General features: G+C 44.1%; 8 protein-coding genes. 5 read left to right on the forward strand and 3 right to left on the reverse strand.

Translation table 11 applies throughout. The features are described from left to right. Window positions 1-254: 254 nt before the first annotated feature. The 4 genes from ACFQ2O_RS15325 to ACFQ2O_RS15340 all read left to right on the forward strand — a co-directional run bounded on the left by ACFQ2O_RS15325 (window position 255) and on the right by ACFQ2O_RS15340 (window position 4923). Complete coding sequence (locus ACFQ2O_RS15325; protein ID WP_377529434.1) at window positions 255-1982, forward strand: ABC transporter substrate-binding protein; 1728 nt, start codon at window positions 255-257, stop codon at window positions 1980-1982. 39 nt (window positions 1983-2021) lie between these two features. Next, window positions 2022-3368, forward strand: a complete 1347-nt coding sequence (locus ACFQ2O_RS15330; protein ID WP_377529438.1) for an ABC transporter permease — start codon at window positions 2022-2024, stop codon at window positions 3366-3368. After that, window positions 3365-4444: an ABC transporter permease gene (locus tag ACFQ2O_RS15335; protein ID WP_377529441.1), complete on the forward strand. Its 1080-nt coding sequence runs from the start codon at window positions 3365-3367 to the stop codon at window positions 4442-4444. Before ACFQ2O_RS15330 ends, ACFQ2O_RS15335 begins: the two co-directional genes overlap by 4 nt. A gap of 203 nt (window positions 4445-4647) precedes the next feature. Next, on the forward strand, window positions 4648-4923 hold the full coding sequence (locus ACFQ2O_RS15340; RefSeq protein WP_377529444.1) for a hypothetical protein: 276 nt from the start codon (window positions 4648-4650) through the stop codon (window positions 4921-4923). A 104-nt stretch (window positions 4924-5027) separates the two neighbouring features. Here the strand turns inward: ACFQ2O_RS15340 and ACFQ2O_RS15345 are convergent, their stop codons facing one another. Further along, on the reverse strand, window positions 5028-5375 hold the full coding sequence (locus ACFQ2O_RS15345) for a SpoIIAA family protein (protein WP_377529447.1): 348 nt from the start codon (window positions 5373-5375) through the stop codon (window positions 5028-5030). Window positions 5376-6199: 824 nt separating this feature from the next. Further along, on the reverse strand, window positions 6200-7237 hold the full coding sequence (locus tag ACFQ2O_RS15350) for a chemotaxis protein CheB (protein ID WP_377529451.1): 1038 nt from the start codon (window positions 7235-7237) through the stop codon (window positions 6200-6202). Between the two features lie 263 nt (window positions 7238-7500). On the opposite strand from ACFQ2O_RS15350, the gene ACFQ2O_RS15355 reads away from it, so the two are divergent. Further along, window positions 7501-11481, forward strand: a complete 3981-nt coding sequence (locus tag ACFQ2O_RS15355; protein WP_377529454.1) for a chemotaxis protein CheB — start codon at window positions 7501-7503, stop codon at window positions 11479-11481. A gap of 187 nt (window positions 11482-11668) precedes the next feature. Here the strand turns inward: ACFQ2O_RS15355 and ACFQ2O_RS15360 are convergent, their stop codons facing one another. Beyond that, window positions 11669-12331: a response regulator gene (locus ACFQ2O_RS15360; protein ID WP_377529457.1), complete on the reverse strand. Its 663-nt coding sequence runs from the start codon at window positions 12329-12331 to the stop codon at window positions 11669-11671. Between the last annotated feature and the right edge of the window lie 97 nt (window positions 12332-12428).

A 12428-nucleotide genomic window follows, 5' to 3' on the forward strand; every position in this document is an offset into this window, starting at 1 on the left:
ATATCTTCCTTTGCATAAACAATTAAACATAAACAGCCATGATAGTTACTTTCTTCTCAATCCTCCTAAATCTTTTTGTAAGCACATCTGCAAGTTCAGAAGCTACAACATCAGCTAAAAGCCAAAATAGCTCTGATGTACAATCTATGAACATGTATGGAGGTAGCGGCACATGGGTTGGAAAAGTCGTAGAGGACGGAAACTAATTTTTTTCCTATCTTGCCCTTAAAAGCTTCTAGCTAAAAAGGCAATTCATGAGGAAAATTAGTCTGGCATTTATTTGCTGCATTCTATTTTTTACATTTTGTAGTCAGCCGGAGCGGGCGCCCGAGGAGGTGCGTGTACGACTGGAAATTGACCCTGATAATCTTAGCCCTGTGAGCTATAATAACGGGGCGGCTCTACAAATAATAAATCTACTGTTTCAGAGCTTGCTAAGCGCTGACCTGGGCACCGATGAGATAAAGCCATTTTTGGCTGCAGAGATGCCTGGTATTGTGCAGCAGGACTCCATAACTCTTTTCACCTATACCATTAGGGAAGAGGCAACATGGAGCAATGGCTCGCCTGTAACAGCCAGAGATGTAACGTTTACACTAAAGGTTTTAAAAGCTCCGTTGCTCAACAACGAGAGCATGAAGCCTCAGGTAGAGTTTATCAAAGACATCAGGGTTGATGAGCAAAACGACAGACAGTTTACGCTTGTTTGTGCTGGTTTTGCTCCGGAAATGGAACTGCTAACAGGTGATTATTTCATCCTGCCTGCATATCTTTATGATCCTGAGAATCTTTTGCTACACCTACGTGTGGCTGATTTAAGCACAGACCTTTCTGAGCTGGAAAACGACGAGAAGCTAAAAGCATTTGCAGTAAAATTTAACTCCCCCACTTTTGGGCGAGAACCAAAATTGCTGCAGGGTAGTGCCGGCTATACTTTAGAGAATTGGACTAACGGGCAATACCTGACACTAGTGCGTAAAAAAGACTGGTGGGGGAATACTACATCTAACACACAACATCTGACAGCCATTCCGGAGCGAATTAGTTTTCAGGTTATACCCGATATTACCACTTCTCTGCTGGCCTTAAAGAACCGGCAGCTGGATGTGCTCGAGAACATTCCTGCTGCCGAGTTTAACCAGTTAAAGCAGGATAAGAGCTTTCTGCAGGATTATGCCTTGCATGCCCCTGATGCATATGAGTTTATTTATGCTGGTTTAAACACGCGGCTTCCAAAGTTTTCAGATAAACGCACACGCCAGGCTATAGCTTATCTGCTGGATGCAGACAATTTAATAAAAGTATCGCAGCAGGGTTACGCCACTCCTACAGTTGGCCCTATTCCTCCTTCTGTAGATCAGTTTTACAACACAAGCCTTACGCCCTATCGTTTCAGCGCTAATAAAGCAACAGCTTTGTTGAAAAAGGCTGGTTGGCAGCAGGAACAAAACGGATGGTACAAGACTATCAATGGCCGCAAAGAGCAGCTTACGATAGAGGCGAACTACCGTGCAGGCAACACAAGCTACGAGAACGCAGCGATTGTTTTACAGCAGAATGCCGCAAAGCTGAACATTCCTGTAACCGTACAGTCTATGGAAAACAGCCTGCTGAGCGAGAAGCTGAAACAGCATGATTTTGACCTTTATTTTCGCTCACTCTCTGGTAACCCGTTTGTTTTCAACTTTAAGCCCCTCTTTCACAGCGCCTATGCAGTTTCAGGTGGCTTAAATTATACTGGCTTTGGAACACCGGAAAGTGATCAGATACTGGATCAGATAAATTCTACCGTGTCTTCTGAAGCAGAAAAAGCGAAGCTGCTAAAACGCTTACAGGAAATTTTGTATGAAGAGGCAGCATTCATCTCGCTGTATTATCAAAAAGACAGACTGGCTGTGCATCGTCGCTTCGGTAACTTGAAAGTTTCAGGACTCAAGCCTAACTACGATGTTAGCGCCTTCACGCTTAAAGAAGGAAAGTAATTAATGCTATTGCACCTGCTCAAAAAGCTTTTGGTAGCTTTGGTAGCCTTATTTGTTTTAGGCACCACGCTATTTTTATTAAGCAGGTTGTTACCCGGTTCCTTTGGCGAAGAGCGTATTCTGCAACGGGAAGCAAGCTACTATAGCACAAGCGATGAAAACAGCAGGCGTAAGGCTTATTTTCGGTTTCAGCAGAGGGCTGGCCTAGATAAACCCGTTTTTTACGTTAGCATCTCCCCTGCTGCTTTGCCCGATACTGTGCAGCAAATTGTTCCGGAGGCAAGACGCAGGCAATTAGAAGTCCTAACATTTCTGTATGGCAACTGGCCTGCTGTGTCGGCTTATGATGCACACGTAAATCAGTTATATGCGCAACTGGATCCAAAGGAAAAGCAAAAGCTAGGGCCGGAGCTACAAACCCTGCGCTCTAGCACAAATATTAAGGAACTGCGCCAGGCCTTAAACAAAACAACAAAAGCAATCGGGTCTTCTGCAAGCAAACCTATAGCTGCCATTGAACAGCAGCTACAAACACTGGAAAACAACGCCTCTACTAGCTTTCTGGTGCCACAGTTGCAATGGCACGGCACGAACAACCAATACCACCAGTGGCTTGCAGACATCTTAAAAGGAGAGTTTGGCAGCTCCTATCGTACAGGGCGGCCAGTACTGGAAATGATATGGGAGGCCATCGGCAACACGTTTTGGTTGCTGTTGTGCAGCATGGCTATTACCATCGTTCTGGGTTTAGAATTAAGTATACAAATGGTAAAAGGGCGTATGCATTGGCTGCGCAGACTTACGCTGCCATCCTTGTTTATACTTGATAGTATCCCGCTGTTTGTGCTAGCTTTGCTATTGCTGGTGCTCTTCGCAAACCCAGATTTTTTACAGCTTTTTCCAATGTATGGCATGGGCTATTACATGCCTCAGACGCTAACGATTTGGCAGCAGCTAACACAATGGTTTCAGTTTATGGCACTGCCCATGATTTGCCTGATTCTTGTAAATTTACCTTATATCGCAAATCAAATTTATACTTCATTGCAGGCCACGTTAGGGTCAGATTATATTCGAACGGCTAAAGCGAAAGGATTGCCTGAGCACCGCATTATTCGTAGCCACGCCTTCCGTAATTCACTTATCCCCTTAATTACTATCGTATCTGACTTTTTACCCGCACTAGTAGATGGCGCCTTTATCATCGAAACAGTTTTTGCCATTCCTGGTATTGGCCGTTTGCTGGTTGAGTCAGTAGTGGCACGCGATTACCCTGTTTTACTGGCAGTTGTGCTTATCATATTGACCGTGCGCATGTTTGCCTATGCTTTGGCCGATATAGGATATGCCTGGGCTGATCCACGTGTTAAAGAGCAAGCAGCATGAGGCAGTTGTGGCATCACCTCATACAGCTATGGCAAAGTAACCGGATCTTTAAACTAGCCGCTGCTTACTTACTGCTGCTGTTTATACTTGTTTTGCTGCTGCCATGGCTGCCCTTGCCTTATGCCCCCAACTACCTTGATTTTAGTAATAGCTACATACCTCCTTTTACGCCAAAGTCTATCCAAACAAGTCACTTTTTAGGAACAGACGGGTTGGGACGGGACATACTTTCCAATGTGTTGTATGGCGCCCGATCCGCTTTCTTTATTAGTATACCTGTAATGACCATAGCCACAATTCTTGGCACAGGCATAGGTATAAGTGCAGGTTACTTTGGAGATAAAGCCTTGCAGTTGTACCGGTATCAGCTGCTTCTGCTGGTGTGTTTGATTAGCATTCTTATGTACTATGGAGTTTACATTCCTATTCAAATCGCCCAATACAGCTTACCTTATACTTATACTATAAATTCGCTGGCTGTTCTGGTGGTCTTGATTATAGCTATCGGCATACTTGCCATTTGCTTAGCGAGGTATAGCTACTGGAAAAAAAGCATTCCCCTACCCTTCAACTGGATGGTGGTGCGGCTAATGGAGGCACTCAATACTATTCCACGTTTTGTGCTGATACTGGTACTGGCCTCTTTTATGCCACCCTCTGTGTTGTTGCTTTCCTTGCTGCTTATTTTTACTGTCTGGACCTCATCAGCACGCCTTGCACGCGCTGAAATGTTATGCATAAAACAGCTGCCCTACTTTGAAGCAGCCCGAAGTATAGGTATCGCTCCACATCGTCTCATCTGGCGGCATGCACTACCTAATTTACTCGGCCCCGTTTTGGTTGTCTTTACATTTGGTGTTGGTAGCTTACTAGCCCTTGAGTCTACGCTCTCGTTTCTGAACATAGGCTTACCAACTACCTTTGTCAGCTGGGGGCGTACCATCTCCAACATCCGTTCAAATAGTTCTGCATGGTGGCTTGTAGCCTTACCAGGAGGTTTATTAACAACGACAGTTTTGGCTATTTATACCTGCAGCCACTATTTCACAAAAATAATTAGGTCAAAAATTAACTGATTAAATGTTACTTTGACGGCTAAAGTTACTTAATGATGCTCATGCTATATTTTACAAAACAGCATTTTATCTGTTTTTTAGCCATATATCACACCTACACAGGCATATTATCAATGTTACTTTTCTGAATTTATATTCCTGTTTATTCGATGGTGGTAGTGCTATACTTGTAACGTGTTAGAACCCAAACCCCCCATCGTCACATGAATTCGAACATCTACTCTTCAACTATAGCGTTGGTAGAGACCTGCTTAGGAATGGTAGGTTTACCTGCTGTGGTATATAACAATGTACCTCCATCAGAAGATGAACCAGCTGGCTATGCTACAATCGATGGCAATATGATCTCTCATCATGTTGGATCTGATGCTGTAAGTAATGGAGCAGGTATATTTATTGGAGATTACTTTGTAGGTATTACTGATAATTATGAATCCGCCAGTAACTCCCTCTCAGATAAACCTCTTTCAATTGTTTGACTATAGAGTCCCCCTTTAACATTAGTAAAATAGATTTTGTTGGTTGTTTGTGTTTAGATTAGGCAAAGCCCTGTAGTCCCCCCTGCAGGGCTTTCGCTCTTTCTTTAGTCTTCAAATAACCACTCTAATGCTTCTTCACGGCTATAAAAGGTTTCCATTTCCAGCTCTACCTGTAGCTGCGAGTGCACATGGTGCATTAGGTTGCTCAGTATGATTTGTGTAAATAAGTCAGAACCTATAACGCGGGCAATCTTTATGAGGCTCAACTTAGTTATTTGCGGAAAAATCACTTCTTTCAACCATCCCTGGTCTTCGGCTTTGAAGGGCCCTAACTTTCTGGCATCTATAAGCAGATGAGCAGACCCTTGCTGTTGAACTATTTCCAGCACTTTATTAGAGCCGATCCTGAATTCGTCCGTCTCAAGCCGCTGGTGCCAGATAATTTCAACCATACTTAGTGCTTCACTATAGCGAATTGAGTAATAACTATTATTAACAAAAAACATACATTATCTATTTCCTCCTGGCAATTGCATAGGCTACTGATACGCAAAATCATCGAAAAGTTTGGCAAACCACAACTAAAGCGACACAGTATTTCTTGGCTTCCATCCAGGGCATCGGCTCGATAGTAAATAATGCTTCCATCCAGGGCATCGGCTCGATAGTATATAATAGCATGTTTAAAATTCATCTTTTGCGCTGCAAAAACATGTAACTGAACCCGGTCTCACGCTTCTTTCGCTCCATAACACTGTTATGAAGCCCTACAATCACTTGCCAGAACCTTTCCTATTCAGCTTTGGCTTTTAAAACGGAATTTAAACAAGCTCAAAACAGAAAACACGCCAGCAAATACTGCTGGCGTGTTTTCTGTTTGATGTCCGAATTTTTATACTTCTGAAGGTATGAAATAAGGTGTATAGCTATCCATAACCTGCCCATAGGCAGCTGCAAACTACCACCAAAATAGAGGGCCAACCTTAGCACCCAAAAAGGTATGGCCACTCCCTGCTTTAAGACAAACCAACAACACAACCTGTGTTGCACTCTATGAGAAATGTTTGTTCTGATTATCTATACGGATACTACTGGCTCCTAATCATCAAATGAGTTTACTTTAAGCCCTTATCACCTGCATTTACAGTATACCCGCAGAAGCCTCCGTATTTATACTTCAAATCCCAAAGTTAATATCCACATTTTGCCTGTCACGCGGCAGTGCAGGTTAGGCAGCTGCAGCAAAGCAGCTAAATGATCTGGTGATTTTAAATAGCTAGCCCAACTTCCCTAGTTTATCTTCCTCAGACAATGCTGCTTTTGCAAGTAACTCGCGTAATCTTTCTATGTGCACTTTCATTTCCTCTGCGCGCTCTTCCTGAGCGCTTGCCCAGCGCCTGTTTCCTTTATCAGTTTCGTTTTGCGACATGTGTAGCAGAATATTTCGTCGCTCCTCTAAGGTGCGCATTGCTACCCAAAGCGTCTCTTCCAGGGAGTTTGACATGCTGTGTAACAGGGAGTCGTGGGAGAAAGCATGGCCTGTGTGGCACCTGAAGCGCTTCACTGTTCCTTGCTGCGATAATTCCCATAAACCGCCACCGCATTCCGGGCAAGTATACGATGTGTGGTTCCCGATCTTCTGTAGTTCTTCTATACTGCTCATAACACTGTTGCTCATAACACGTTCTGTAATCTGCGCTTCCTGCCATATATCTGTCGGCACCGTTACAGACCTACTCATATCTCTGTGGGCAAGTTCAATAAGCACATTTGCCATTTCATCTAAGTTCACCACATAATCTACATTTACCTTCCGAAGTACATTTTGCGGCAAGGCCGGAAATTCAGCGTCATCCGGGCTTTGCACGACAGTAGCTCCCCCACTCCTTCTGATGGCTTCCACGCCAACTAAGCCGTCGCTCATAAAGCCTGTTAGTATCACGCCTGTTGCCCCTGCACCAAAGTAAGCTGCGGCAGAACGGAACAACGGATCAATGGCGGGCCTGAACTGGTTTTCCCGTGGGCCTCGCACCACCAGCATCTCCTCTTCGGTTAAAAGTAGATGGCGGTCTGCCGGGGCCATGTATACCGTACCGGCTGTAATCTTCGCTTTGTGCTCTGCTACTTTGCAGCAGAGCTTTGTGTTATCCCCCATACGCTTTACCAGGAAAGACGCAGAAGAATCGCTGCTTAAGTGTTGTACAATAAAGATGGCTGCCGGTAAATCTGCCGGAAGTTTGGAAAGCAGTGTTACCAGTGCTTGCATGCCTCCTGCCGAGGTTCCAATAACTATAACTTTAAGGCTATTGCCCATGTGGATCGTTTTAAATGTTTATTTAATCTGATGCTGTCAGTAGCTAGTCAGGATTGTTTACGCACACCTATGCCCATAGTTAAATTTTAGGTAAAATCTGCTACAAATCGCTCTCGCGGCGGTATTTTAAACGTAGCTACGTATAAATACCTGTTCTAATGCAGAAGCAGGTTAACCTGCAGTCTCTAAATTTTAGTCATTAAAAAGTAGTAAATTCGCAATACCGTAAAGAAGTAGTTATACTCCCGTAGCAGGATTTGTGCATGGCAGAAACAGACAATCAGCATGAAGACCAAAAGCCAGGCTCAGTTGCCCGGAGAAAGGCCGAACAAGATATGTTCGTAATAGGAATAGGAGCATCTGCCGGAGGCCTGCAAGCACTGGAGACTTTGTTCAGTGGTATGCCACAGGATAGTGTGGCATACGTTATTGTGCAGCACATTTCTTCGGAATACCGCAGCATGTTGTCAGAGTTGTTGGCGCAGTACTCTACTTTAAAGGTACAGGAAGCAGAACACAACATGCTTGTGGAGGCTAATAAAGTGTATGTGATCCCTAACAACAAGGCAATCACTATCCAAAACAACCACCTGAAACTGGCTGATAAGACGAATGTTGTCCGTTCCAGAACAATAGATACCTTTTTCGCCTCTTTAGCCGCTGACAAAAAAAAGCATGCCATTGGTATTATACTTTCTGGAACAGGCACAGACGGAACACTTGGCGTAGAAGCTATCAAAAAAGCAGGAGGCATGGTATTAGTGCAGGACCCAGCCTCTGCCCGATTTGATAGTATGCCGCGCAGTGCTATCAACTCCGGTCATGCCGACTACGTGCTCCCCCCAGAGCTGATGCCCAACGAGATTTTCAACCACGTAAAGGTAGACCCGATCACGAACCATGTGGTAGACCTGGTAAACAGCGAAACAGAAGCATCCTTCTTTCAGATTCTGGATATGGTGCATGAGCGCACGGGCATTGACTTCAGCAACTATAAGCGGCCAACCATTATCCGGCGCATTGGCAGGCGGATGGCCATTGTAGATATGACCACGCTGATCGACTACCTGGACTACCTGAACATAAACCCAGATGAGGTGGAAACACTCAGCAAAGAATTCCTGATAGGAGTTACAAAATTTTTTCGGGACGAGGAGGCTTACCAAGTTCTGGCAGATAAGGTGATTCCAAACCTGGTTGACAGCAAAAAAAACAATGAACAACTACGTATTTGGGTAGCAGGCTGCTCTACAGGCGAAGAAGCTTACTCTATTGCCATTCTGGTAAGGGAGCACATGGACAAGGCAAAGAAAGAGTTGGAGGTGAAAATATTTGCCTCCGATATAGACCGTGATGCCCTCGAATTTGCCGGCAAAGGCATATATTCAAAAAGCAGCGTTTCTGAAGTATCGGCAGACAGGCTGGATGACTTTTTTGTGCAGGAAGAAGGGAAGTACCGTGTATGCCAGCGTGTGCGGCGCATGGTTATTTTTGCCCCGCATAACGTGGCCAACGATCCTCCTTTCAGCAGGATAGACCTGGTGAGCTGCAGGAACATGCTTATTTACCTGAACCCTATACTTCAGAAAAAGGTAATTGATAAATTCCATTATGCGTTGTTGATAGGTGGTTACATGTTTCTGGGCTCCAGCGAAAGTATAGGTGAGCTTCGGAACTTTGAGGAGGTAAATAAAAAATGGAAGATTTTCCGTAACAGAGAATCTGCCCGCTCCCTCGGTGGCTCTATGGATAATTTTTCTAACAGAGGGTTGAGTAAGCGCGGACCAGTTCAGGCTGCTCCCACCTTGACGCACGATTTATCTATAAAACAATTGTTACAGCGTAGCTTTAACGAATTACTCAACGAAACCATACTAGAGGAGTATGGCTATGCTGCTGTATACATCGATGAGAATTATGATGTACTGCATGGTGCAGGCAAGTTCAAGAACTACCTTGATCTACCGGAGCAGAATTTCACGATAAACCTGCTCAAGTTAATCCCACAGGACCTGGCCGTTAGCCTCGGAACCATGTTACGCAAAGCTATACATGATAAGGAGAAGCTAACCGCCAGAGGCATACAAGTGCGTGACGGTAACAACCTGCGCTATATAAATATAGTGGTGAAGCCTTACCTGTCTGAAAAGAAAATAGCACAGAAGTTTGTACTTGTGCTGCTCTCCGAAGAGCAACCGCATATTCCTATTGAAAATGATCAGGTAGTTGCTTTTGCCGAGGACCATTACGAGCACCGTGTGCAGGAGCTGGAAGTAGAGCTGCAGTATACTAAAGACGATTTGCAGGCCGTAGTCGAGGAGCTGGAAACAGCCAACGAAGAGCTGCAAAGCACCAACGAAGAGCTCCTGTCTTCCAACGAAGAGCTGCAAAGCACCAACGAAGAGCTACAATCGCTAAACGAAGAACTGCACACGATCAATGCTGAGCATCAGTACAAAATAAAAGCATTGGTGGAGCTTGATGATGACTTGAATAATTACTTCCGGAGCACCGACATCGGGCAGATTTTTGTTGACAGAAAACTGATCATCAGGAAGTATACGCCTGCTGCTACTCATTTAATTAACCTGATAGAAAGTGATATTGGTCGCTCGATTTACCACATATCAAACAACCTGCGCTACAATGACCTGATTGAGGATGTGCGCCATGTAATCATGAGCAACAACATCATTGAGAAGCAGGTACAGGACAAAGCGGGTATTTGGTACCAAATGCGTGTGCTGCCTTACATTACGCAGGAGCGCAAAATTGATGGCGCCATCATTATTTTTATCCAGATAAATGAGCTGAAGAGCCTGCATTTATTACATGCCGGCATTCTGGATAGCTCGCCTAACGCTATTGTTGCATTGAAGTCTGTTCGAAATAAACAACATGCCATCTCTGACTTCTCGCTCAACATCATCAACTATAAAGCGCAGGAGCTGTTTGGCCACCCTGAAGGCAAACTGATTGGCAAAAAGCTTTGGAGCGAGTATCCTCAGCTACTGAATAGCGGAATGTTTGAGCGCCTTGTGCGCGTGGTGGAGACAGGCAGTGCACTTAATGTAGAAGTTCAGCAGTCTTATAACAACAGAGAGCTTTGGCTGCATATTGTGGCCGTTAAGTTTGATGATGGTCTGGTGCTTACCTTACATGATATTACGGAACGCAAACAGTACGAACAGACACTAAATCAGCAGCAAGAGGAAATAAAGGCCAATGCCGAGCAATTCCGCACCCTGCTGGAAGCAATCCCGAATATTACCTGGACCAACACTCCTACCGGAGAAAACAGCTCTTTTAACGGGCGCTGGTATGAATATACAGGTTTCACCAAAGAAGAATCCGTAGGCTGGGGATGGATAAAGGCTTTTCATCCTGATGATACAGACAGGATACTTACTGATTATAAAACCTCGCTGCAAAAAGGAGAGGTTTATAATGCTCAGGCACGAATTTTTCACAAAAGTAAAAACCAGTATAGGTGGCATCTGATTAAAGATGTGCCGATTTATAATAAAGACGGCGAAATAACCATGTGGATTGGTACGGCTACCGATATACAGGATCAAAAGGACGCAGAAGAGACAAACATTAAGTTGCGGCTTTCGCAGCAACTTGAAATACTGAATGCTATTATGGATACACAGGAGGCAGAACGGAGCCGTATTTCAGAAGCGCTGCATAACGGCTTAGGACAAATTCTGTATGCAGCAAAGCTCAACGTCGATAATATTACAGTAAATGGCACTGACCAGAAGAAGTTAAAAGAAAACGTGGACCAGCTATTAACGCAGGGCATTAAAATATCCCGCGATATCTCTTTTGAACTTACTCCTTCTGTTCTGAAGGAGTTTGGGCTTGCCACTGCTGTAGAGGAAATTATTTCCCGCTTCAGCAGTCCACAGCTTTCTATCTCTGCCAATATAAGAGGGTTCGAAAACCCTGTGGAGCACACTACTGCTTTGTCGCTGTACCGGATTATTCAGGAGTTGCTTAACAATGTGGTAAAGCATTCTGAGGCCACTAAGGCATCTGTAGACCTGATCTGCAAGGACAGTAACGTGCTGTTACGCGTGAAAGACAATGGTATAGGTATAGCAAAGGAGGAGCTGAATACTATTAAAGGCATTGGCTTAAACAGCATACAAACTCGCGTGGAGTTACTGAAGGGAGAGATGAAAATAGATGCTACACAAGGCAAAGGAAGTTGTTTTGAAATCAGGTGTAAAGTATAAGAGGCTTTAAAATAAACTGTGTCAAAGGATTAGGAGTATTACCTTTAACACAGCTTATTTTAAAGCCTCCTTCTAAATGAGGTATCAGCTTGACACTACAGTACACTATACTACAAAACTAATTGCAGTACCAACCCTAAAAAAAAGGTAAAAGGTGCCACAGTTTAAATTACTCTCTACCTCCTGCTTATTCAGGGTTATCAAGTGCAATCAGCTTATGTTCATAAGCATACTTGATAAGGTTAGCTGTGTTTTTTGCCTGCGTTTTTTCAAGAATATTTTGCCGGTGCGTTTCAACGGTTCGCTTACTGTTAAACAGTTTATCGGCGATTTCTGCGTTGGTGAAACCTTCGGCTATAAGCGCCAGCACTTCCAGCTCTCGTTTAGACAGGCCTATCTGCTCTCCTAGTTTTTCTCCTTGCTGCTCATCTGCGTTCATCGGTTTGTTAAGCATCTTCATCGCTATACTACCACAGATGTAGCTATTGCCACTTGCCACAAGTTTTATAGCCGCATGCAGTTCATCTTTACCTGTTGTTTTCAGTAGGTAGCCGGATGCTCCACAGTCCAGCATTTTCTGAACATAAGGTATCATATCAAGCATCGACAAGGCAATTACCTTCACATCCGGAAACTGTTCCCGCACCTTTTTGGTTGCCTCAAAGCCGTCCATCACAGGCATGTTGATGTCCATCAGCACGATATCAACAGAAGACCGCTCCAGCATTTCAAGCAACTCTTTACCATTACTCGCCTCTCCTATCACCTCTATTTCATCATTCTTCTCCAGTAATAGCCTTAACCCTTGCCGTAAAATGATATGATCTTCTGTTACAATAACCTTTATCATACTATATTCTCCATTTAAGCTTGCAACTTTGTCTCTATTTTCCCTTATCTATGCTACTATAACAACGTGTTATACTATAGTTATTCTTAACTTATAG

It is taken from the genome of Pontibacter rugosus, assembly GCF_042678745.1.
Classification (GTDB): Bacteria; Bacteroidota; Bacteroidia; order Cytophagales; family Hymenobacteraceae; genus Pontibacter; species Pontibacter rugosus.